The organism is Tsukamurella sp. DT100, assembly GCF_049844855.1.
Classification (GTDB): domain Bacteria; phylum Actinomycetota; class Actinomycetes; order Mycobacteriales; family Mycobacteriaceae; genus Tsukamurella.
Window position 1 is genome coordinate 49,456 of record NZ_JBNCLV010000014.1, and the last position, 20,576, is coordinate 70,031.

General features: G+C 68.1%; 27 protein-coding genes. 3 read left to right on the forward strand and 24 right to left on the reverse strand.

Annotation, left to right across the window (positions count from 1 at the left end):
- The first annotated feature begins 325 nt into the window (after positions 1–325).
- A complete protein-coding gene (locus tag ACLQ3K_RS24645; protein ID WP_426002046.1) occupies positions 326–1,570 on the forward strand; it encodes a hypothetical protein in 1,245 nt (414 codons plus the stop codon).
- Here ACLQ3K_RS24645 and ACLQ3K_RS24650 read toward each other — a convergent pair.
- Entirely contained in the window at positions 1,567–2,301 is a 735-nt protein-coding gene (locus tag ACLQ3K_RS24650) for a hypothetical protein (protein WP_426002047.1), read from the reverse strand. The two genes, ACLQ3K_RS24645 and ACLQ3K_RS24650, sit on opposite strands and share 4 nt — an antisense overlap.
- Before the next feature lie 124 nt (positions 2,302–2,425).
- Between ACLQ3K_RS24650 and ACLQ3K_RS24655 the strand changes: the two genes are divergently transcribed.
- The gene (locus ACLQ3K_RS24655; RefSeq protein ID WP_426002048.1) at positions 2,426–2,929 is read left to right on the forward strand and encodes a hypothetical protein; all 504 of its coding nucleotides are present in this window, start codon (positions 2,426–2,428) and stop codon (positions 2,927–2,929) included.
- Positions 2,930–3,040: 111 nt separating this feature from the next.
- Here ACLQ3K_RS24655 and ACLQ3K_RS24660 read toward each other — a convergent pair whose 3' ends face one another.
- The 11 genes from ACLQ3K_RS24660 to ACLQ3K_RS24710 all read right to left on the reverse strand — a co-directional run bounded on the left by ACLQ3K_RS24660 (position 3,041) and on the right by ACLQ3K_RS24710 (position 8,564).
- Positions 3,041–3,490 (reverse strand): hypothetical protein, encoded by a 450-nt coding sequence (locus ACLQ3K_RS24660; protein WP_426002049.1) that lies wholly within the window; start codon positions 3,488–3,490, stop codon positions 3,041–3,043.
- A gap of 123 nt (positions 3,491–3,613) precedes the next feature.
- The gene (locus tag ACLQ3K_RS24665) at positions 3,614–3,988 is read right to left on the reverse strand and encodes a hypothetical protein (protein WP_426002050.1); all 375 of its coding nucleotides are present in this window, start codon (positions 3,986–3,988) and stop codon (positions 3,614–3,616) included.
- A 91-nt stretch (positions 3,989–4,079) separates the two neighbouring features.
- A complete protein-coding gene (locus ACLQ3K_RS24670) occupies positions 4,080–4,727 on the reverse strand; it encodes a hypothetical protein (RefSeq protein WP_426002051.1) in 648 nt (215 codons plus the stop codon).
- 95 nt (positions 4,728–4,822) lie between these two features.
- Entirely contained in the window at positions 4,823–5,137 is a 315-nt protein-coding gene (locus tag ACLQ3K_RS24675; RefSeq protein WP_426002052.1) for a hypothetical protein, read from the reverse strand.
- 26 nt (positions 5,138–5,163) lie between these two features.
- Entirely contained in the window at positions 5,164–5,382 is a 219-nt protein-coding gene (locus ACLQ3K_RS24680; RefSeq protein ID WP_426002053.1) for a hypothetical protein, read from the reverse strand.
- 10 nt (positions 5,383–5,392) lie between these two features.
- Positions 5,393–5,722: a hypothetical protein gene (locus ACLQ3K_RS24685; protein ID WP_426002054.1), complete on the reverse strand. Its 330-nt coding sequence runs from the start codon at positions 5,720–5,722 to the stop codon at positions 5,393–5,395.
- Between the two features lie 34 nt (positions 5,723–5,756).
- Positions 5,757–6,119, reverse strand: a complete 363-nt coding sequence (locus tag ACLQ3K_RS24690) for a hypothetical protein (RefSeq protein ID WP_426002055.1) — start codon at positions 6,117–6,119, stop codon at positions 5,757–5,759.
- 25 nt (positions 6,120–6,144) lie between these two features.
- Positions 6,145–6,447: a hypothetical protein gene (locus tag ACLQ3K_RS24695; protein ID WP_426002056.1), complete on the reverse strand. Its 303-nt coding sequence runs from the start codon at positions 6,445–6,447 to the stop codon at positions 6,145–6,147.
- Positions 6,448–6,685: 238 nt separating this feature from the next.
- Complete coding sequence (locus ACLQ3K_RS24700; protein ID WP_426002057.1) at positions 6,686–7,099, reverse strand: hypothetical protein; 414 nt, start codon at positions 7,097–7,099, stop codon at positions 6,686–6,688.
- 89 nt (positions 7,100–7,188) lie between these two features.
- On the reverse strand, positions 7,189–7,461 hold the full coding sequence (locus tag ACLQ3K_RS24705) for a hypothetical protein (protein ID WP_426002058.1): 273 nt from the start codon (positions 7,459–7,461) through the stop codon (positions 7,189–7,191).
- Positions 7,462–7,541: 80 nt separating this feature from the next.
- Entirely contained in the window at positions 7,542–8,564 is a 1,023-nt protein-coding gene (locus tag ACLQ3K_RS24710) for a DNA adenine methylase (protein WP_426002059.1), read from the reverse strand.
- 124 nt (positions 8,565–8,688) lie between these two features.
- On the opposite strand from ACLQ3K_RS24710, the gene ACLQ3K_RS24715 reads away from it, so the two are divergent.
- On the forward strand, positions 8,689–8,910 hold the full coding sequence (locus ACLQ3K_RS24715) for a helix-turn-helix domain-containing protein (RefSeq protein ID WP_426002060.1): 222 nt from the start codon (positions 8,689–8,691) through the stop codon (positions 8,908–8,910).
- Between the two features lie 76 nt (positions 8,911–8,986).
- Here ACLQ3K_RS24715 and ACLQ3K_RS24720 read toward each other — a convergent pair whose 3' ends face one another.
- The 12 genes from ACLQ3K_RS24720 to ACLQ3K_RS24775 form a co-directional block, all read right to left on the reverse strand.
- Positions 8,987–9,301: a hypothetical protein gene (locus tag ACLQ3K_RS24720; RefSeq protein ID WP_426002061.1), complete on the reverse strand. Its 315-nt coding sequence runs from the start codon at positions 9,299–9,301 to the stop codon at positions 8,987–8,989.
- 277 nt (positions 9,302–9,578) lie between these two features.
- Entirely contained in the window at positions 9,579–10,565 is a 987-nt protein-coding gene (locus tag ACLQ3K_RS24725; protein ID WP_426002062.1) for a recombinase, read from the reverse strand.
- A complete protein-coding gene (locus ACLQ3K_RS24730; protein WP_426002063.1) occupies positions 10,562–11,677 on the reverse strand; it encodes a tyrosine-type recombinase/integrase in 1,116 nt (371 codons plus the stop codon). Before ACLQ3K_RS24730 ends, ACLQ3K_RS24725 begins: the two co-directional genes overlap by 4 nt.
- A gap of 65 nt (positions 11,678–11,742) precedes the next feature.
- Positions 11,743–11,955, reverse strand: a complete 213-nt coding sequence (locus ACLQ3K_RS24735) for a hypothetical protein (protein ID WP_426002064.1) — start codon at positions 11,953–11,955, stop codon at positions 11,743–11,745.
- Positions 11,956–12,543: 588 nt separating this feature from the next.
- On the reverse strand, positions 12,544–12,912 hold the full coding sequence (locus tag ACLQ3K_RS24740) for a hypothetical protein (protein ID WP_426002065.1): 369 nt from the start codon (positions 12,910–12,912) through the stop codon (positions 12,544–12,546).
- 509 nt (positions 12,913–13,421) lie between these two features.
- On the reverse strand, positions 13,422–14,339 hold the full coding sequence (locus ACLQ3K_RS24745) for a ParB/RepB/Spo0J family partition protein (protein WP_426002066.1): 918 nt from the start codon (positions 14,337–14,339) through the stop codon (positions 13,422–13,424).
- Position 14,340: 1 nt separating this feature from the next.
- Complete coding sequence (locus ACLQ3K_RS24750) at positions 14,341–15,045, reverse strand: ParA family protein (RefSeq protein ID WP_426002067.1); 705 nt, start codon at positions 15,043–15,045, stop codon at positions 14,341–14,343.
- A gap of 292 nt (positions 15,046–15,337) precedes the next feature.
- Positions 15,338–15,673: a hypothetical protein gene (locus ACLQ3K_RS24755; protein ID WP_426002068.1), complete on the reverse strand. Its 336-nt coding sequence runs from the start codon at positions 15,671–15,673 to the stop codon at positions 15,338–15,340.
- Positions 15,674–15,900: 227 nt separating this feature from the next.
- On the reverse strand, positions 15,901–16,980 hold the full coding sequence (locus ACLQ3K_RS24760) for a nucleotidyl transferase AbiEii/AbiGii toxin family protein (RefSeq protein WP_426002069.1): 1,080 nt from the start codon (positions 16,978–16,980) through the stop codon (positions 15,901–15,903).
- Complete coding sequence (locus ACLQ3K_RS24765; protein WP_426002070.1) at positions 16,977–17,702, reverse strand: type IV toxin-antitoxin system AbiEi family antitoxin domain-containing protein; 726 nt, start codon at positions 17,700–17,702, stop codon at positions 16,977–16,979. Before ACLQ3K_RS24765 ends, ACLQ3K_RS24760 begins: the two co-directional genes overlap by 4 nt.
- A 46-nt stretch (positions 17,703–17,748) precedes the next feature.
- Entirely contained in the window at positions 17,749–19,785 is a 2,037-nt protein-coding gene (locus ACLQ3K_RS24770) for a hypothetical protein (RefSeq protein WP_426002071.1), read from the reverse strand.
- Between the two features lie 433 nt (positions 19,786–20,218).
- A complete protein-coding gene (locus tag ACLQ3K_RS24775) occupies positions 20,219–20,464 on the reverse strand; it encodes a hypothetical protein (protein ID WP_191834242.1) in 246 nt (81 codons plus the stop codon).
- Positions 20,465–20,576 lie beyond the last annotated feature (112 nt).

The following is a 20,576-nucleotide window of genomic DNA, read 5'->3' on the forward strand; positions in this document are numbered from 1 at the left end:
TGAGCAGCACGAAGCAGACCTGTCGTACCCCGACGACATCATTACTGACGGGACGCCCGGTGGGGTGTTTGCCACCGGCACAACGAAGCGAAGGGACAGCGCCGATGCCCACACGGGAGCAATCGCGGCACGCGCGCGTCGACATGCGTAGCGTGTTCACCTCCGACGAACTGGCACTGATCGGCGCCTGCGGAGGAACGTGGGTGTGGACAGCCGATCTGGCGACGTTTCCGCTCGAGGCATGGAGTCCGCTCTTGCACCGTCTGGATCTACCTGACCTTGCTGCGCGAGCCCGCGACGCCATCGCGGCAGGAAGTGAGGCGAAATGAGTCAAGCACGCAGGCGCGCGGGCCAGCCGTCATCTCCGGTGTTCGTCAATCCGCCCGTCCACCCGAGTGAGGCCTTGCGCGAGCATGATCGGATCGAGCAGGAGCTGATTCATCATGCAGGGCGGCTATCCGAAGCCGCGTGGAAGGCATGGGAGGCGGAAGGGAGGCAGCTGCGCGTCGCACTCAGTGACGAGGCGATGGCGAGCGGGCGTGGCGGACCCGCCGCGTGGATCTCGCACAACGTCCGGATCGGCCCCGTGCTCGCCGTGCTGACGGACCCACTCGTTCCGACGCTCAGCGGGGACGCTCTCGATGAGCGTCTGCAGCTTCTCATCTCGGCACACTCGACCGGGCGGTTGCAGAGGGCAGGCGCGGCCGGCGTGGTGATCACCGGGGCGCTCACCACCGCGGGCCTGTACTTGACCGAGACCGCGTCGGGAATGGTCGGCCTCACTCCCCTGGCCCTGTGGGCGCTGGCGCCCCTGGTCAATGCATACCGTCAGCCTGTCGGCGGTCGTGGCCGGCGGTTCGAGTGGAGCGCGGTGGGATTCCGGCCGATCGACCTCGATGTGGCGCGGGAGTTCGCGGCAGCACGCCAGCAGCAGGGCGCCGCGGAAGCGAGGGGGCGTGCTGTTCCGGCGGCGCCCACGCAGCACCACGCCGCTGCCGAGCCCGACGAGGCGTCCGACACCCACGAAGCGATCGCCGCGGCCCGGACGGTCCTGGACGACCTCGACCAAGCGTGGTTGGAGTTCATCACGGACACCAGCCCGGATGGACTGCGTGCCTTCTACTTCGACATGCCCGCACTGTGGGCGAAACCGCCAGGGGAACCGGTGCTCCACTACCAGGCCGCGCTCTACGAGCTGCGTGAGTTCCTGGAGGGTGTGCCGTCGGTGCCGAGCGCCGACGAGGGCTGGCGAGCGGGCGTCGTTGCGGAGCGGGCGGTCACAGCCTGGGGCGCAGCGCGCAGCTACGCCGTCCAGGTCGGTGTGGGCGATGGACGGTCTCCGAAGGAGCTGTCGGCCGCGCGGCAGCTCCCCAAGCTCATCGCGCAGTTCGTCGACGCTGGCACGACAGCTGCCCAGGCCGGGCGCCTGAAGGTGCTCATCGAGGAGCAGATGGCCCAGCTAACGACGCGTCCAGCGACCGAGCATGTGGCCGCGATCAACGTTCTCGGTGGCGAGCTGCACAGGGTGCCGCTGCAGCCTGCGCTCGAGGCGCCGCCGGCGTCGCGCTAGTAGCCCTCACGCCCTTCTGGGGCGTAGTAGCTGACGTCGAGGAGGTCCCAGTGCATCGCGTGCGTCACGGCCTGACCTAGTTCTTCTCTCGACGTGAACTTGGCTCTGCTCACGCCTTTGGCGCTCGTGGCCAAACTGAAGGTGTACGCGTTCGCAGCCTGGTCGACGACGCCGATCACGCCGACGCGGTCGAAGCGAGCGAGGAGTGGCAACGAGTACGCCGGCCCGGGCAGTACCAGGCGATCGTTGTCGTCGAACGAGATCTGTTCGTCCGCCGACGCTAGCAAGTTCCAGGTCAAGCCAGTGAACGGCGACCGGTCGGCGCGGGCGCCAAGGATCCTCGCGAGCTCGCGGGAGAACGTGGCGGCGCGCTCGTCGACGTACGCCTGCACCGCCGCGGCGCGGCGTGCGTCGCGTTCTTCCTCCGCGCGCTGTGCTCGGGCAGCGGCCTCGCCCGCAAGCTCTCGGGCGCCGCGGAGGATGGCCGCCGCGCCCGAATCAGGACGAGATGCGCCTTGGGCCTCGGCGTGTTCGTACTCATCGAGGGCGCGGCGCAGCTCTGCGACCTGTGTCGTGTTGAGACGAATCTGGCACGTCTGCCCGCGGGCGCCGACCTCGACGAGGAGCGCAGGGGCTTGGCCGGCGCTCGCGCTGAGCCGCAACCAGGTGCGGCGCGCGGTCGGCGAGTTAGGCTCCCGGAGCTGCAGCAGGACGGCGGGCTCGGAGGGCATAGGAACTCCCATTCGACGGGGGCGGTCGGGGGCGATCTCCATCATGGTCCCGGCGCGCTACTTCGCGCACAGGAGCCAACACGTTGCCGGGGTGCGCTTGGGGCTACTCGACGAGGGTGCGGGCTTGGTCGTGCTGAAGCTAGTGGATGACCGCGGCGTCGGCCGACGAGTCGTGCTGCTGGTCGTCGGTGCCGCGCTGGTCGTCGTTGGCGTTGTGGTGCTCGAGAGAGCGGGCGGCGTCGACGTCGGGGTGAGCAGCTGCGGAACGATGACGATCGGAGGGAGCGGGATCTCCACGTTGACCGGCGGCGCCGCGGCCGGCGTGGAGGTGACGGTGGCCGTCACCGTGCGCTCGGGGCCCGCCGGCGGGGCTGGGATGACCGGTGCTGCGGGCTGGGGTGGCGGCGTGACCGCGGCCGGCGTGGAGGTGACGGCGGGCGAAGAGCTCGATGGCGGCGGCGCCGCCGAGGGTGTTGATCCAATGCTCAGCGATCCTGGGCGGGCCTCCGAGGTGAGCGATTCGGCGGCGATCGGCCGTTCCTGGACCGATTCTCCGCACCCTGCGATGAGGATGGTGGGGGCGAGCAGACCGAGCACGGCGTGCGCGCAGCGTCGAGTCTTCCGGTAGGTATTCATGCGCTGTCCTTGCGTGTCACGGGTGAGCCACTACACGTCACCCGACCTCAGTATGACCGACACCGCACAGGCAGTCCGCGGATCCGGGTGCTGGTCTCGGTAGCTACCGGTGATCGCGGTCGCGTCGGCGCATGCGGAAGCGGCGGGATGCCGGCGCGGCGAAGTAGTCCCGCACCGCGCTGGCCGCTGCGACCGCGGTGATGATCACCTCGTCGTAGATCGCCATGCCGCGATCGGGGTCCAGCATGCCCTCGGCGTTGATCGCGTCCTCAGCGTCGATCAACGCGCGGACGAGCCGGTACCCGTGCGCATCGTGCGCGACGTCAGCGAGGATCCTGGCCGGGTCGACGACCAGGGCGGCGGTGTCGATCCACCGATCGGCCTCCGAGTGCGACGGGTGCTGCGCGTTGCGGGCCAGCAGGTCGACCCGCGTCGCGTAGACCAGCGCAGCACGCCGGACCTCCGCACGGTGCACGGACCGATCGAGCAGCTGCCGAGCGACGGGATTCGCAGCAGCAGCGCCGGCGTCGACGGCCCTCTCAAACAGCGACATGTCGAACTCTCTCTCCGGCCCCCGCGGCGCAGCACGTGAACCGGCTGCATCAACGTACGCGAGGGCGCGCCCCCTCTTCCTAGACGAACAGGGTGCACACAGCCCCACACGGCGCGACCACTCCTACCCGCGGTGCGTGCTCTGGTGGCGCGTGTTGAGCTCCTTCATGTCGTCGAGGCTGACACCGACTCCAGCAGCAACAACAGCGCACTGCGCCCAACCGAGCCATCGTCCGAGCTTGGCGGGCGAGAACGCGTCCGACTGCTCCACCGTGTCGAGCATGCGGCGGAGGTGGTCCAGGCCCAGCTCGCTACCCGGTGCGGCTGCCATACCCGACTTCTCGGCCAAGGCGATCGTCTCCCGGAGCGCCTGCAGCTGGTTCATCTCCCCGGTCAGGACGGAGTGGGGCGCCGCGGCGCTCGATCCCGTCGCCGCCGGGTTCGCGGCCTGGTGCCGCGCGAATCCCTCGGGGTAGCGCAGCGCCATCTCAGCGGCCACTTTGGACCGTTCGAGCCTGTCAGCCGGGACGCCGTAGTCACTGTTCGGCACGGGTGTGTTCTCCTTCTCGTGGCCGCGTGCAGTCGCGGATCTAGCTGGTGGTGGCGTGCGCGGCGCGGATCGCAGCTCTGTCGCTCTCCCGCCAGATCGGCCCGCACGCTGAGCAATCCTCGTACTGCCACACGTACGGATCCCGGCGATGCAGGGACCGGCGGACCCACTTTGCCTCGGGCGACGTGATGAGCTGCTGGGCGCGTGTGCCGTGCGGGAACTGGGCCATCATGGTCGTGTAGATGCGCTGCCCGATTCCGATTCCCAGGTAGCGCCTCCACCAGTCGGGCCAGTCCCGGTCGTAGAGCGCGGCATGCTTACACGCTGCGTCCTCGATGTAGGGCTTCGAGTGCACCACCAGGAAGCCGTCGCTATCGAGGTACGCCCGTGCCCGCAAGCCGCTCTGGCAGTGCGTGACGAGCACCGAATGCAGATCGCCGCTGCGATCAACACCGGGGCGAATGCACATCCCGTCGGAGTCGAGTACGCGCTGCCGATCGGCTTCAAGCGCGGCGACGAGCGCAGGCAAGTGGTCGCGCCAGAGCGACACGGGCACGCCGCGCGGCGGTTGCACTGCGTGAGCCTGCTCGTTCCCCCACCGTCCGGCCGCTGCATCGAACAGCAGTGGCAGCACCATGCCGGGGGTGCGTGGGTCGAACGGGTTTCGTTCCTCGAGCGCCTGTCCCACGATGTACACGTTGGAGACGTCCTCGGTGTGAACCAAAAGCGATGTCCACGTTGCGCTATCCACAGATACCTCGCCCACTGCGCGCTCTCGCCCGTTCAGCTTCCGGACGCGTCCGGATCAGGTAGTTGCTCGAGGAGCGACCAGCCTGTCCATACTTCGGCAGGGTAGGTACGCCAGACCTCCCCCAGGTAGATCACTTCAAGCACACCCTCGATCGCCTCGGCTCGCACTCGTGCACCCTCGCCGTTCAGGTATCGAGTCCCGGTGATCCACTCAGTGCTGCCGTCGGCGAGGTCCACGCGCACCCCGCCTGCCCGGCCGTACGTCAGGCCCTCCGCGAAGTAGTCCGCGGAGACCTCGAAGACTGACGAGGCGAGCGGCCCCTCCGCGGCGTAGTACTTCTCGACCATCTCAACTCCGTTTTCTTGGTGTGGACCTAGTTCGACGGGATGCAGGGCTGCGCGACGTCGCGGAAGGGGTCGTCGCAGAACGCAAAGGGGCTGACCTTGGAATCCACCCCCCGCGGCGCCGGCGCCGTCGATGTTGGCGTGCTCATCTTCGTCGTCGGCGAGGCCGCGGGCGGGCCTGCCGGGGCACAGCCGACGAGGACGATACCCGCGAGCGCCAGGCCCACGACTGTGTACAGCTTCCCCATTTCGTTACTCCTAGCTCGATTCGACGGTGACCGCGCGGATTCCGGCGAACCATTCCCTGGTGCGGGGGTGGCCGGCTTCGGCGTCAGCAGCGCCACCGTTGATGCCCCACAGGTCTGCCGCCCATGTGTCCAGCGCCGCGGTCTCGCCGCCCGACACCTCGTCGCCGAGGACCAGGGTGACGCCGGCGACCTCACCGCTCGACCACGTCCAACGGAACGGGGCCCACCCCTCAGCCTGCACCAGCTGCACGCGCTCGGTGAGGCCGGCGGCGCGGCGCGCACGGTCCTCGTCCGACGGCACAGCGGCCAGCAGCTCGCTCAGCGTTCTGGGTTTGCTCACCTGGTTCTCCTTCGTTCGTTTGGTGGAACTCGGCCTACGGCAGGCGTTCGATGTCTGGGCCTTCGTTCTTGAATTGCCGCCGTGCCTGAATCTCCTGGAGTTCGCGCCGGTCACGAGGGCGTGCCCACTTCAGGTATTCACTGCCCGCACGGAACGCTGCCGCCAGGGCGCCGACGATAAGGATCAATCCGAGGACACCCCGTACCGAACTAGGAAGGGGCACACCTTGCAGGCCGAAACTGACGGCGATAATTCCGGCGAAGAATGCCAGGTTGAGGCACGCAGACAGCAGATTCTGGTCACCTGTGCCGCGCCGGCGGTGGTAGCTCCAGGTGAGCGCCAAGGCGATCGAGACGAGCGCGATCGAAGCTGTTGCGACGAGCAGAGGGGGTGTCATGAGATGAAGTCTCCAATCGGCGTTTTCAGATGACGTAGGTGGCGGGCCCGTACACGGGGAGCAGGCGAACCTCGCCGTTGGCGATGCCAGCGGCATGTGCCTCGGCAGCACTCTTGGTGGTGAAGGCACGCTCGAAAAACTCAACACTTGCGGCGCCGAACTCGACCTCGGCTTCACCCCACACTGCCCACAGTGATCCGACCTGAACCGTTCCATCGCCCTCGTCGACGTCCGTCTTCGTGCTCGTGTCGCCGATCGCGGCCTGCGCTGCGCGTCTGGCGTTCTCGATCAGCGGGGCCATGGCTGCCTGGATCTCGTCTTCGATCACTGACCTCTCCCTCCGTGCGTCAGTGTCCGTAGCCGGTTCAGCGCGAGTGCGGCACTACCGACAGCTCCGACGATCCCAACTATGAGCATCCCGAGGGCGATCTTGCCTATCAGAAACGGGGTGGCGTCGAAGACGAAGACCAGAACCAGCGCCGCGGCGAGGCAGGCCCCCGCCCCAATCAAGCTCCCGTAGAGTTTGGTGCGGGCTCCCTGCACAGCTTCCGCCTGATGGTTCGTGCTCACGTTGTGACTCCCTCGTTTTCGGTCTGTTCCGCGAACCGCTGCGCAAGGCCGCGCCATCCGCTGACGAGGCCCTCCGTGGTCTCTATGGCTTCGGGACCTGACCAACCAGCGGGGCGCGAGGTGAGAAGTCCGGCGAGGAGGAACTTGGCCAGGCCGGCGTGCTCGTTTCGTCGTGCTGCGGGTGATGCTGCCTCGGACAGTACGGCGGCCAGATCCGCCTCGGCGAACGCCCCGGCGATGCCGCCGCCGCACACGAGGACGGGGTCTATCACGTGGGGTGAACGCGAGAACACGTCGACCAGGACCCCGACCAACACCTTCGTGTCGGCGGTCCCGCGGTCAAGGACCGCGTAAGGCATCCTTAGCCCGTCCAAGCGCCGGGCGGTGAGACGGACGACGTCGACGTTCACCTCGCCAGCATCGAACCCTGCAGCATTGAGTGTGGCCACAGTCCGCACCAGCGGCCAGGAAGACACCTTGTCGTACTGGCGTTTCCGCATCAGACGTTGCGCAGTCTGCTCGTGTGGCGCATGGCCGCGTAGACCGCATCCTGCGCGAGAGCGACGGCGCGGTCGACGTCGCCCAGGCCGGCGCGGGCTGCCTGCACGGTGACCGCTGCCGTCGTGGTGTCTCCGATCTCGTCGACGTCGAGCTGATCTGGATCGAGGCGCGCGAACTCATGCTTGATCTCGGTGAGTCGGCGTCGGGTTCCCTGCAGGGCATCGAGCAGATCCACGACCTCGTCGTGAAGCTCTGCGGCAGTCTTGCTCATGGGTCCATCCTCCCTCGAAGATCGTCGCCTCGGCAGTGGGTCTGTTTCGTGACATGCGGACCGCGTTCCGTGACAATCGGTCATCCCGCTGCCTCGACTTCCGGAGCACGTCGCCGTCGACGCGCGAGTGCCGTGCGGCATGCGTCTGAACACGTGCGGCGAGGCCGCCCAGTGACCTTGCGTGACATCGGGCGCCGGCACTCCTCGCACTGCGGGGCGTCATGGTGGGTCAGTTCGTGCGCATCGTCAGGCGCGGTGGTGAAGGAGAGAGGTAGCGGCACATCTTCGGCCGGCGCGGCGTTCAACGGCCGATTCGACCACAGAACCTCGGTGCGGACCTGATGCGTTCCTCCCTGGCTCGTCGCGGAATCGAGCTCGTAGCGGTGCCAGCCGGCGTAGAGCCGGTCATAGAGCGGGCTCGGGTATCCGGAGAGCACTACCGTCGCGCGGCAGGCGACGAGTGCCGCCGCGAGTTCCTGGTGCTGTTCAAGGCGAGGCATCTCGTGCCGGTAGTTGTGCGCACCACCGGCGCTGCGGGTTTCCGCCAGGTAGGGAGGGTCGACGTACAGGAGGGTGTTGCGGTGTCGCCCATACGCCTCAATCAGCTCCAGCGCTGGTCGGCATTCGAGGGAGACGCCGCGTAGTCGGGTGGACACCGCGGGGATGCGATCGACATACGCAGCGAGGCTGCGGCTCATCGACGTCTTCGCGGAGTCATCGACGGTGTAGCGCCACCCGGTCGCCCGCAGGGTGCCACTGCGGCCCTGCGACAGGCACACCCACACGCGTCGGGCACGTTCGAGGTCGCTGAGATCCTCGGGACGATCCAGGGCGGCATCGCGTTCAGCGCGAGAGTGCGGCGTCAGGGCGCACACGTGGGCTAGCTCGTCCGGGCGATCGCGCAGCACGCGCCAGAACAGCATCAGGTCGCCGTCGAGATCGTTGACCGTTTCGAGGCGGGCGCGCGGCTTGGCGAGGAGGACCGCGAGACTACCCGCGAATGGTTCGACGTACTGCCGGTGCTCAGGCAGCATCACGGCGATCCGCTCCGCCAGGCGGGTCTTCCCTCCGTAGTAGATGAACGGTGGCATCAGCTCGGGCATACTGTGGCCTCCTCCCTCCTGCTGTCTCGGCTGCAAGGGTCTGATTCGCTGGACTTCGATTTGGCTCGCCGACAATCCTCGATGTGCTATTTAGTCTACATCGTATGTGCGGTATGGTCTACACGTGACGGAGGATCAAGCAGCCCGACTCAAGGAGCTCGGAGAGCGCCTCCGCGCGGCACGCAAAGGCGTCGATGAGACTCAGAGTCGCGCTGCGGAAAGCGTTGGCCTACATCGCACCTACATCAGTCGGGTGGAGAGCGGCGGCGAGAACATCACGGTCGGGGCGTTGTACCGTCTCGCGGATCACTACGGCGTACCAGCGAGCCGGATTCTGCCCGACTGACGCCCCTTCCAGGGAGTTGCGACGACATTGACCCGCCGATGACATCCGCAACTCCCTGGAGTCTGAGGGCGCTCGGTCAGTCGAACGAAATCACGTCAATCGGGGCCACCAGCTCCCAGTCAGGGATGCCCTTGCTCGGCGCCCAGCACGCCAGCTTCCGGTGCGGCTCAGCGATCCATCCGCCTCGGGCGTTGAGGTCACGCAAGCAGTCGGCCTCGGAAACGTACTTGCCACAGACGAAGACGAGCCCCGATGCGGGGCATGACTGCGTCGGTGTGGGTCCGGCGTTGGCGACGCTGATGGGTCCGATGGCGATCATGCCCACGGCGGTAGTCACCGCGGCAATGAGGCGCGTTGCGCGGGCACGCCCACGCGAGATCTGAGTGTTCATATGCGCTGTCCTTCTTCTGGTGGGCGGTCACTACTCCGCCCACGCCTACTGGTAGCGAACCTGCCGGTCCGCACCTTCGATGCTAGCCGTCGTCGCAGCTTGCGAGGGGTGTTGGCGCGGAACGGATGGCGGCGATGATCCGGGCGTCGAGGTCGGGTCGCTCCGGGAGATCGGGGGCGAATAGGCCAGCTTCCGCGGCGAGGAGGGCGTCGAGTGCGCGCTCGTGGATGTCGTCTCTCACATGAATTGGACGCACCAGCTCGGTGTTTGGTTCCGGTCAGTCTGTGGTCGCGTCGTCGAGGAGCTGGAGGAGGTCCTCAAGGAGTTGTCCGGCGCGGGCGTCGACGGCGTCGAGCACGTCGTCGACGTCGGCGAGGGCGCTCTGTGCTGCGCGGCGTGCAGCGATGCCGCGGTCGAAGGTCTGCGGGTCGAGCGGCGCGGGCGTGGGGTACTCGGCGGGCCCTGGTTCAGGCTCGGGGGCGGGTCTCGGGGCGATGTGTCGGTGGGCGGGGGCTCCGCCGGCCAGGTGTGCGCGGAGCAGGGCGCCGATCGCGCTCGCGCTGAGCGCCGCGGTGGTGTCGAGCGGCGGTACGCCCCATCCGTCAAGTGGGGTGAACATCGGGGCATCGTCGGGCACGGCCGGCACGGCGGGGGTCGGCGCGCCGCGGAGGGCGGTCGCGGTGATGCTCGGGCTCGGGATGTGGTGCTGGAGGGCGCGTAGGCGTAGCCACTCCTCGAGGACGGCCGTCGGCGAGACCTCCACGGTGTCGAGGTGGGGCGCGGTGTTGAACTGCTCGCGGCCCGTGGTGATGTGGAGCTGGTCGGCATCGCCGTCTGCGTAGACCTGCCCGACGGTGAGCCGGCTCAGTTCCGTCGGGCCTATTCCGCTGGTGGCGAGCACCAGGAGTAGCGCGTCACGGCGGGCGAAGAGCGCAGCGGGCCAGCCGTCCGGGAGGTGTCCCGCGACGTCGGCCGCGAGATCGGTGAGGGCGCGGCGGCGGGCCGCGCGCGCCGCGTCGATCGATTCGCGCACCGTCTCGGCGATGCCGGGTGGTCGGTGGCCGGCGCGGCGGTGCGCGCCGTTGATGACGGCGACCCGGCGCCGTTGGGTGCGGTGTGCTGCGGGGTTGGCGGCGATGAACCGGGCCAGCACTGCGGGCGGCGCGGGGATCGCGGGCTCGTCGACGGCCGCGCACCAGTCGCTCCAGAGTGTCCAGGTGGCGCGTTCGCGCACGCCGAAGTCGTCAACCGTGGGCGCGGTCATAGGCCGAGTTTCGTGACGGAGTTCGCGACGAGAGGCGCTGTTTCGTGTCGGTACCGCAGGACCGTGGCGACGTTGGTGTGGCCGGTCTGGGCCATGACCTCCTCGAAGGTGGCGCCGTTGCGCAGGGCCTGGGAGACGTGGCCGGAGCGGAGGCTGTGTGCGCCGAGCTGCTCGACGACGGCGGGGTCGACGCCGGCGCGCTCGGCGCGGCGCCGCACGATGGCGTGCACGGACGACGCCGCCAGGGCGTGCTCGCCCACCAGTCCGTTGCGGCGGATCGACCGGAAGAACGGACGGCGAGCGGCGACCCAGCGGCCGGCGAGCTGGTCGGGGTCGGCGCAGACGTGCCCGGTCGCCTCGAGCGACGGTGCTCCGGTGAGCAGGCGGATGACGCCGCGGCGGCCGTAGCGGTCGCTGGCGGCGACGACCTCGGCCCAGCGGACCGCGGCGCAGACCGCGCACCGTCGAGGATCTTCGGCCCGCGGTGCGGGGTGCAGGCGCCCTTCGCCTTCCTGGTCGGTCTTCGACCGCGTGACGGTGACGTGCAGGCCGTCCGCGCGGTGCAGCTCCACGTCGGCGCCGACCAGGGCGACCAGCTCGGACCGGCGGATGCTGGTCGTGAGGCCGACGAGCAGCAGGGCGCTATCGCGGCGCTCGACGACCGCGTCGGCCCAGCCGAGCACCTGCTCGCGGGCCGTAGTCACCAGGTCCATCACGTCGTCGGTGAGCAGCGGGGCGCGCGCCTGGCGGGGCCTCTCCCCCGCGGTCGCGTACTCCCTGCGGATGCCCGCGAGGGTCTCGCGCACCAGTTCATGCCGGGTCGGCAGCGGCGATAGGCTGGCGCGGCGGTGCCGATCGGCGATCGCGCTGACCCACTTGCTCAGGGTGGCCGGCGCGTACGTCCTCTCCCCCGATGGCTGGAGGGTGTCCCGAGCGACGACGAGGTACGCGGCGATCACCTCGGGCCGCGCCGGCAGAGCGACGTGGCCGTGGCGTGCGCACCAGTCCTCGAACCGGGTCCAGGCGGCGCGGTACGCCCGGCTGGTGCCGGTCGCTTGTGCGTGCTCAACAACCTCGGCCATGCGCGCGAGGATCTCCGGCGGCAGCGCCACCGGGCCAACGTGGGCGCCGCGCTCGATCGTGGTGTCACGTGACGTGACGTTTTCCGACGGTGCGATCACCGCGGCGCCGCCGGCGGTTCGACCTCGGACCGGGTGAGCCCGGACGCCGGGCAGCGCAGGCGGCCGCGCGGCGCCGGCAGCGGATGGTCGGCGTAGACGCGCTCGGTCTCGCCGGGCCACGCCGTGGTGGCCACGCTCGACCTGCACCACGGACACGTCGCCGCGGTGGCGGTCTGAGGCGCCTTCCGGGTGCTGACGTGCGCGTTCATGCCCATGACGGTACCAAATCGTCGTTGACCTGCATAGTGTCCGGTTTGGCTGCGGGAATGGAAATTCCCGCATGCTATCGCATCTAAACCAAGTGCAACCACTCTCAGTTCAGGTGTCGGGTCCCAGATCTCTCTGTCGGGTCCCAGATTTCGTGGCCAAATCTCACGCGACTTGTCATGTGGTTACCCTAAGTCGGCGTTCGTGCAGGTCAGGCTCATGATGGCCGCGCGGCCACCGAAGAAATGCCATGTATCTGAGACTGGCGAGATGCCAAGTACGTGAGACAGCTTGCATCACCGCAGGTCAGAGGACTGTGAGATGTCAAGCAGCGTGAGACGCTATATCAGTGCGATCGCCGAAGATGTGTCGAAGAAGAAGGAGAAACACACTGCACAGGCGCGATGCTCCACGGCGCGCCGCTCAACAACCTGCGGTGCGGCGCGCCACCCGCAACGACGACTGCTGACCAGTCAAACCGATGGCACGGGCACACAGGGATTTCGTCACTGTGACAGTAGAACCTTGTCTCGTGATCGTGCGCCCCCCACCCTACCCTCCCCCGGCGCCGAAGAGCCCCCGTGATGGCACTACCGTTCGCGGGCGCGGCGGCGCATGCGGAAGCGTCGCGGCGCCGGCGCGGCGAAGTAGGCGCGGACCGCGCTGGCCGCTGCCGCCGCGGTGATGATCACCTCGTCGTAGATCGCCATACCGCGATCGGGGTCCGCCATCCCCTCGGCGTTGATCGCGTCCTCGGCGTCGATCAGCGCGCGGACAAGGCGGTACCCATGCGCATCGTGCGCGGCGTCGGCGAGGATCCTGGCCGGGTCGACAACAAGGGCGGCGGTGTCGATCCACCGGTCGGCCTCCGAGAAGGACGGGTGCTGCGCGTTGCGGGCCAGCAGGTCGACCCGAGTCGCGTAGACCAGAGCAGCGCGCCGGACCTCGGCACGGTGCACGGACCTATCGAGCAGCTGACGAGCGACAGGATTCGCAGCAGCGGCGCCGGCATCGACAGCCCTTTCAAACAGCGACATGTGAGTTCGCCTCACTTCCCGGCCCCCCGCGGCGCAGCACGCGGACCGGCTGCATCATCGTGCGCGAGGGCGCGCCCCCTCTTCCTAGCCCCTCGGGGTGCACACAGCCCCACGCGGCGCGACCCGCCCCGCCCGGAGCCAGGCCGCCGTCGGGGCCGCCCCACGCGGCGGCTTGACGTTCGTCGAACGCGACACTGAGGACGGATCGGCAGAACGCCTCCAGGTGTGGCCACGCGGCTCCGGTGACGCTGTTGAACACACCCTCTTCGCGCCGCTACGCCCCTGACGGCCGTGACGGCTCGCCTTTACCGCGGTAAAGGTGCCCTGGATCAGGGTGTCCGGTCGTCTTTACCGCGGTAAAGATGGCAGCAACCCCCGGCCTTTACCGCGGTAAAGGCCGGGGGTTGTTTAGAGTAGCACCAGTTCAGAGGCTATTTCCGAGCGCGGGCAAGCTTCGACAGGGTTGTCGCCAGCTCCTTGAGTTCGCTCGCGTCGAGCGTGTCAGCGAGGCCGGCCGCGAGGATCGCGGGCGGTGCGGCCATTCGCCTCACCGCCTTGGCGACCGACTCAGGCGTAGCTTCACGAGCGCCCCGCTTGCTCTTGCCTCGCTCCGCCTGCTTCGACGTGGCCTGTTCGGCTCCACCCTCCCCTGCTGAGTCTTCCTCGGTGCGGAACCGTGCTCTGGCCGCGGCCTGCTCGCCTGGAGGAAGTGAGGCAATGGAGCGGGCATCGCGCACGGCGAGGGTGCCTGCGCCGACTTCGTCGCGCAGCGGCTCGATGAGCTTCAGGAGCGCCCGGCGCTGCGAGACGAAGCCTTCGGTGCGCTTGAGCTGTTCGGCCGCCTTGGAGGCCGTGCCTACCTCCGCGATGAGCAGTTCGATCGCTTCCGCCTCCTCGATCGGGTTGAAGTTGCGGCGGTCGATGTTCTCGACGATCGCTGTGCGTACGAGGTCTGCGCGGGTCTTCGCAAGGCTATCGCGAACGAGGATGTCGAGACCGTTGCGCCCGAACTCGTGAGCGGCGGCGAGTCGGCGGTTGCCAGCGATGACGACGTACTTGGATCGGCCAACGACCTCGACGTCCTCCGGGAAGGCTGCAAGCCACCGCGAGGCCGTGATTGCGGTGGCGGGTTGGAGCTGCTTCTCGACGATGGACGCGAGGTCGCTGACGTCTCCAACCTTGCGGTTGCGCGGGTTCCCGACGAGCTGGTCGAGTGGGACGTTCGCGTAGAACTGGCCGTCGACGATGCCGTCCACTGGCGAGTGCTCGCCCACGGAGGCGACCAGCGAGGCAAAGTTCGCTCGCCCGCCGCGGGTACGGCCGGCCGGATCTTGCTTGTTGGTGGCCATATCAGTTGCTCCTCGACTCGATCTCGAGCGCCAGATCGGTGAAGTCGGACCGGGCCTCCAGACCCACACGGTTCTTGGGGTACTCGGTCACCAACTGCCCGGTGACTGCCGCGCGCGTGTGGAGCTTGTACCGCCGGATGACCGTCTTGGCCAGCGGCCAGTTCATCTGGCGGATGAACGCCTGCGTCTCTTCGAGGTCGGCCTTGCCATCTCGGGGGTCGTAGACACCAATGACGACCAGGTAGGGCACGCCGGCCGGTTTGATGACCTGTTCGATCGTCCGAGCGGTCGGATCGAAGCAGAGAGGCTCTGTGGTCATGGGAACGATCACGAGGTCGCTCATGGCCACGGCAGCCCGGATCGCGCTCTTGGTGTTCTCATTGCCGTCGTCATCGAGGCTGCTACCGATCCAGCCTGGGGTGTCCAGGAGGACGCGCTGCAGACGTCCGCTCTGCTTGAGCTTGGGAAGATCGTCCGGCCGCGCCAAGTCGACGTCGGTCATATGGAAGGGGAGGGCTTCGATGCGTGACCCCCACCAGATCGCGGACCCCTGGGGATCGAGGGAACCGAGGAGGACGGGGGAGTCCTCTGATTCGGTGTAGTTCGCACTGAGGCTCTTGTTGAGGACTGCTGCGAGGTTGACGGCGGTCGTGGACTTCGCGACCCCGCCCTTCTGGTTCACGAAGCTGTAGACGCGTGCGGACATGTGATGGTTTCCTTCCGTATGCTTCGCCTGTCGGCTACTTCGGAGGTTGATCGTCTTTACCGCGGTAAAGACGACTGAGGGGAACGAACGTAGAATTCCGCAGGAGACTGAGAAGTCATGCAGGAGAATGCGATTCATTCTCACCGTTCGTAGTTCCTACGATACAGCGCGCACGAACGTTTGGGAAGCGACTCGCCGAAGTTTCCGCGTGATTGGTGCCGCAACGAGCGCGTTCAGCGCCTTTACCGCGGTAAAGAGGCTCCACTAGAGGTCTTCGTCGCAGGTAGAAACCTCAGCGGGCACGCCGAATCGGGGGAGTGTTGAGGTTGCCGTCCGGCCAGGCGGATACGGCCTCCTGGGTGACCCAGAGTTCCATGGATACGGTTCCGGCGGTACCGACGCGCGGGCGGATGCGGACGTTGATGAGCCACTGTCCGTCGCTGAGGCGGCAGACCCCAAGGACTTCTCCATCCATGGTGAGTTCGAGCTGAACCCCGGCGCCGCGGAGCCACAGCGGCAACCGGTCCGCCCGGGTCGCAGCGCGGGCGAGGTTCGGGAACGCCTTGCTGATGTCGACGCGCACGGGGCGGGGCGGATTCCGCTCTTGCCACACCCTCGGATCGAACATGTTTTCATAGTAACGCGGGCAGCGAATCGCTCGCCAGAAATGAGGGGTGACCTGCTGATAAAGGTGTAGCCTGGCGGGTTCGTCTTCCCTACGCCCCCGCCAGGCCTACAGCTAAACTAGCACGCGCGTGCGATATAGGCCTGTTGCGGAGCCTGTTAGCAGGTGGCGACTGCTGCCGGGACGTCAGCCCCCCGCGCCGGAGCTCGATACCGGTCCGGAGCGCTGAGCTACCTCTCGATCCCGTGGTCGCGGTCAGTGCTACGCGCGGTCTTCGGCCGCGCAACTGGGGTGCTGGCCACCCGTGTCGTCGTCGAGCGTTGACTGCCGGCGGCGCGCAGCGCCGCGTACATGCGAGGCGTGACGGCGGGCGCGTCGGTGCGCGGCGCGTGCGGGTTCCAGCTCAGCTCGGACGGGCTCCAGGTGAGGTTTCGCGGCGCCGCGGTGGCGTCCGCCTGCAGGAGGGTGTCGTAGCAGCGGCGTCCGTGTGCGAGGGCGGCGTCAAGGTCGTGGAGGCTGGCGGGCAGCTGGCTGGTAGCGGCGATCTTGGGCCATTTCGTGTACCAGTCCGGGTCGGGCGCGACGAGCTCGTCCGGTAGTGCGAGACCTTCGCGGACGCGTTTCTGGTTGTCGAGCGCGGCGACGGTGACGTCGTGGTCGATGGGGAAGTGGTCCTCGAGGAGCAGAAGATCTGCGAGGTCGTGGTGGCGGGTGCTGGCGAGGTCGCGGCCGTGGCGTTCGTACATCGCTGCGAGCTTGTCGGCGACCTGGTCAGAGACGGGGTACACGGCGACGTTGACGCTGGCGCTGAATTCCGGTGGCGCCGCGAACCGGTCGACGGTGGGGTAGTGCTCGACCGGCCCGATGAACCCTCCCTTGCCGACCACGAGGTCGATCGGGAACTTGTCGAACTCGGTGGGCCCGAGCCAGCAGCCGATCGTGACACGAAAGCCCTCCAGGTCGTCGCGTTCCTCGGCGCGGGTCACTCGGAACGTGAACGGGTCTACGTCGGGGTGGGCAGCGGCCTGGCGAAGGTCGCGGAGGGCCTGGTCCAGGTCGGTGCCGTCGCGGCGTAGCAGATCGAGGTCCTTGGACGGTCGGGCGTTGGGCAGGCGCAGCACCATGGCGGTGCCTCCCTTGAGAATCCACTGGTCGGGCTGGTCTGCGAAGACGCGGGTGAGGAACCGTCGCAGCACGAACTGCCGGCGCACGTCCTGCAGCTCGCGTCCGGACCTGCGACCCTCGGCTTTGAGGCGGTCGGTCAGGGCTGCGCGGATCGCCCGTTCGGAGCGGGGCTGCGGACCGGTCATGAGGCGATCAGGTCGTCGAGCTGCAGGACCCCTGCGGCGAGCGCGGCGCGGACCAGTTCGACGCTGGTCTTCGAGATCGCGCCGTCCATGGTGACCAGGTCGTCGAGGAAGGCACGGCCGGTCATAAATCCCCAGGTCTCGGCGACGGGATCGAGCGCCTCGGCGAGCGCGCTGTAGCGGGTGAGCCCGAACCACAGCGCGTCCTTGACCACGCTGGCCAGGTGCCCGCCGTCGCCGGCGTGATCGCGCGCGAGGTCGGTGATCGTGCGCTCGACGGTCGTCACGTGCATCCCGTCGACGATCGTCCAGTCGTCGGGTTCGAGAGGCTGCGTGTGCAGCTGGACGCCGGCCAGGCGGGTCTTGCGTGGAGCCGGCACCGCGAACTCGATCCGGTCGGCAGGGATGTCGCCGATCCCGCTGTGCAGTGCGGCGGCGGTCGCGCCGCGGGCGACGACAGACGGAGCGGTGTCGCGGATCCGATCGGACAGCGTCCGCTTCGGGTCGAGCCCGATGTAGGCCTCATGCTCCAGCTCGTGCGGGTCATCGGGGAAGCGGACCAGCCGATGTAGGCCCTGCGCCCGGCGCTCCAGCACGCCGGCCTGCTGCAGGCGACGCACCTGGACGGTCGTCGCCCCGCGCGCGACGAGCTGCGCGGTCGTGACGAATCCCCATTGGTCCAGCGCAAGGTCGACTGCGAGCTGCTCCACATCCTTCTGCGACATGAAACAAAAATATCATCCATAGGATGATATTTCCATAGCGATTGAGCTAGACGACGTGCAGCCAGGCGCGCGCCGCGCGGTGGTCCCGACGACCACCAGGCCGCCGCGGATACGGTGCTCGGTCCACCCAGCTCGGCGCGCCGACGTCGAGGGTCTGCTGGCCTAGACGCCTGCGTGCACTGCGATAGCCGCGGCGTCGCTCCGAGCGGCCCGCTGTGGTCGTCCACATCATCTCGTCGAGCCACCAGGCCCACAGCTCCCGCTCAAGGCGATGCTGCTCGATCCGTGCGTCGAGTGTCCCGACGGTGCCAGCGACCGCGGCGTAGCCGTCCCTCGCCGCCTTGTGCAGCCTGCGGACCGTTCCATCTGTCTCCAGCTCTATCAGCCCGCACGCGTGGAGTCGCTCCACTGCGCTCACAAGAGCCTCTACGGGTGTGCTGCGGGGGAGAACGTCCTCGATCCGCGCAGGGACTATCGGCAGTCTGGAGTACACCAGGGCATCCCACGTCGACAGGTCCTCCCGCCCGGTACCGGTGAACGCGTCATGCGTAGCGAGATCGCGGCGGCGGGAGGCTTCGGCGATCGCCCGGCGCCGTTCCATAGGGCCGTCCTCGGTGGCGAGCGGGGGGTTGCTCGGTAGCGGCACAGCCCCATCGGGGCCAGTGGCCCCGAGTGACACATGAATGGTCCCCTCACTGGAAGAGCCTGGTGGCCCTCCTGCGGTGCAGGTCTCCGCGTCTGGTGTCGTGGTGGCCAGCGCTGGTCCATAGGCCGTTGTGAGGCTCCAGACAGCCGCGTGCGGGCCGGCGTGTTCGGTGTGCAGGCTCACCCATGCGCCGTTCTGGGCGAGACGGATGAGGGCGCGGCGGCTGGTCTCGCGGGAGACGCCGGCGCGCTCGGCGAGGGTTCGGATGTCGGCGCCGACGGAGAGCTGGACGACGGTGTCGGCGATCTCGCAGAGGGCGTCCAGGACGAGCCGATCCGCGGCGCCGCCCCGGATGCTCCAGCGGCGCATGTCGGCGTCGGCGCGGCACTGGATGGCTGCGGTCTGGGCGCCGACGATCGCGGTGCGCCGTGCGAAGTCGTGGTCGTTGATGCCGTCCTCATCGAACGTGACGCTGTTCGCCTCGAGGAACCGCACCGCGCGCTGCCAGTCGGCGGCGAGTACACGCTTGGGGGACTGGCTGCCCTTGCGGGGCCTCGGCTCACGCACGTCCGGGTTGTGCTTGCTGCGACGGGTGCGGGCGTGCTCCATCCCGGGGAGCGCGGCGAGCCGGGTGTGGACCTCGGTGAAGGTCCAGTGCGCCCGCGCGCAGCTGCACAGCAGCGAGAACAAGACGTCGGAGGTGTCCACGTCGGGGGCGATCGGGGCGTGCAGCTTCGCGAGGGCCTGGCCGGCGATCTCGCGGCGGGTTCCGGGGATCCAGAGATGCCCGTCGTCTGCCTCGGCCACCGTGACGGTGCGCGCGGCCCCGTCGGCATAGCGGTCATCGACGGGCTGAGCAGCGCGGGCCGCGGTCAAGAGCCGCGAGAGCGCGGCGACCTGGGCGCGAGTCGTCGACCGACCCGCCGGCAGCAGTACCGCCGGGTCACCAGCAAGGATCGTTGACGCGCCGCCGGCGGGGTGCGGGGCACCGGGCGGGCGGAGCAGGCCCATCGTCCGGTTGCACAGCATCCCGATGTCGAGCACCCACGCACCACCTTCGGTGACGCGGCCGAACACGCTGCGGGCGAGGTCCGCGAGCTCCACGACGTCGTCCAGGTCCATCGTCTCGGCGAGGGCCACCCACACATGGCGTCCACGCGAGGGACCGGACTCGCACGCCACGTACTCGATGCCGCACTGCTGAAGCATCCGCGCCAGCTCGTCGGCCGCGTGCTGCGCCGCCGCCCGCGCCCGGGCCCGGATCTCCTCGGTCGCACCCTTCGCGTCGAAGTCGAAGCCCAGCAACCGGAACTGGAAGCGCGCATCCGTCAGGTGGACAGCCCATGGCTCAGCCGGTGCCGCAGCGCCGCGGGGGGTGATGCCGGCATCGCTGTAGCCGTCAGGCATGAGCTGGCGAAGCTCGTCGCGCGGGGACATCGCGCAGGCGAAGTCCCAAGCTGTGTCTCGCGACACGCCGACAACATCAGCAACAGAAGTAACACCAGCACCAACGGCGTGGCCGTTATCGCAGGTAGGCGAAGTTTGCGAGTAGGCATCCCACCCGTCGGGGTGTGACGACGCGCCCACACTCGCTGAATCACTTGCAACGTGCTCAGAGTGCGCGCTACCCTGAGACCAGTTGCTGCGAGACAACGGTCCCTTTCGGGTAGTGCGGAGACGCATTCAGGGAGCAGAGCTGGTAACTCTGACACCCGAGAAACTTCGGAAAGGCCTCCTAGTTCGAGCTAGGGGGCCTTTTTCGTGCCCGACGAACGTCGTAACGGCTTGGTAGGCCGCACTTGTTCTGCGCTTCCGCTATGAATCAAACCAGATGGAGCGCACGACTATTCGCCGCCGTGCGGGCCGAATCTCATGAGGCGGTGCGGTAGCCCTTCCCGTTTAGTTCGAGTTGGAGTGCCGGCTGCCGCAGGGAGCTGATGTCGATGTCGCCTCGGACGACTCCAGCGAGGATCTCCTCGATGAACGGGCTCAGCTGCGTGAAGCCGTACTGAGCCTTGAGCGCGGTGAGTGCGGTCTTCTGCTTCGTCGCCATGTACGAGGTGACGACCGTGCGATCACCGTCCCCCTTGGGCGGGCGTCCCATACGTGCAGCCATGGCGTCGATTCTGCTAGTAGAAACTTTCCGGGCGTGGGAGGCGCGCCGTGCTTGTAGAAAGTCTGTCGACTACCTCCCGCAGACACATAACTTACACGCAAAAACCACACGT

Excerpts from the sequence above, each read along its gene's own strand:
- ACLQ3K_RS24650 (WP_426002047.1), bottom strand. The coding sequence starts at position 2,301 with ATGCCCTCCGAGCCCGCCGTCCTGCTGCAGCTCCGGGAGCCTAACTCG.
- ACLQ3K_RS24755 (WP_426002068.1), bottom strand. The coding sequence starts at position 15,673 with ATGTTCGATCCGAGGGTGTGGCAAGAGCGGAATCCGCCCCGCCCCGTG.
- ACLQ3K_RS24750 (WP_426002067.1), bottom strand. The coding sequence starts at position 15,045 with ATGTCCGCACGCGTCTACAGCTTCGTGAACCAGAAGGGCGGGGTCGCG.
- ACLQ3K_RS24775 (WP_191834242.1), bottom strand. The coding sequence starts at position 20,464 with ATGGCTGCACGTATGGGACGCCCGCCCAAGGGGGACGGTGATCGCACG.
- ACLQ3K_RS24720 (WP_426002061.1), bottom strand. The coding sequence starts at position 9,301 with ATGAACACTCAGATCTCGCGTGGGCGTGCCCGCGCAACGCGCCTCATT.
- ACLQ3K_RS24735 (WP_426002064.1), bottom strand. The coding sequence starts at position 11,955 with ATGAACGCGCACGTCAGCACCCGGAAGGCGCCTCAGACCGCCACCGCG.
- ACLQ3K_RS24745 (WP_426002066.1), bottom strand. The coding sequence starts at position 14,339 with ATGGCCACCAACAAGCAAGATCCGGCCGGCCGTACCCGCGGCGGGCGA.
- ACLQ3K_RS24710 (WP_426002059.1), bottom strand. The coding sequence starts at position 8,564 with ATGCCCGAGCTGATGCCACCGTTCATCTACTACGGAGGGAAGACCCGC.
- ACLQ3K_RS24760 (WP_426002069.1), bottom strand. The coding sequence starts at position 16,980 with ATGACCGGTCCGCAGCCCCGCTCCGAACGGGCGATCCGCGCAGCCCTG.
- ACLQ3K_RS24725 (WP_426002062.1), bottom strand. The coding sequence starts at position 10,565 with ATGACCGCGCCCACGGTTGACGACTTCGGCGTGCGCGAACGCGCCACC.
- ACLQ3K_RS24765 (WP_426002070.1), bottom strand. The coding sequence starts at position 17,702 with ATGTCGCAGAAGGATGTGGAGCAGCTCGCAGTCGACCTTGCGCTGGAC.
- ACLQ3K_RS24660 (WP_426002049.1), bottom strand. The coding sequence starts at position 3,490 with ATGTCGCTGTTTGAGAGGGCCGTCGACGCCGGCGCTGCTGCTGCGAAT.
- ACLQ3K_RS24645 (WP_426002046.1), top strand. The coding sequence starts at position 326 with ATGAGTCAAGCACGCAGGCGCGCGGGCCAGCCGTCATCTCCGGTGTTC.
- ACLQ3K_RS24690 (WP_426002055.1), bottom strand. The coding sequence starts at position 6,119 with ATGACACCCCCTCTGCTCGTCGCAACAGCTTCGATCGCGCTCGTCTCG.
- ACLQ3K_RS24770 (WP_426002071.1), bottom strand. The coding sequence starts at position 19,785 with ATGTCCCCGCGCGACGAGCTTCGCCAGCTCATGCCTGACGGCTACAGC.
- ACLQ3K_RS24680 (WP_426002053.1), bottom strand. The coding sequence starts at position 5,382 with ATGGGGAAGCTGTACACAGTCGTGGGCCTGGCGCTCGCGGGTATCGTC.
- ACLQ3K_RS24675 (WP_426002052.1), bottom strand. The coding sequence starts at position 5,137 with ATGGTCGAGAAGTACTACGCCGCGGAGGGGCCGCTCGCCTCGTCAGTC.
- ACLQ3K_RS24705 (WP_426002058.1), bottom strand. The coding sequence starts at position 7,461 with ATGAGCAAGACTGCCGCAGAGCTTCACGACGAGGTCGTGGATCTGCTC.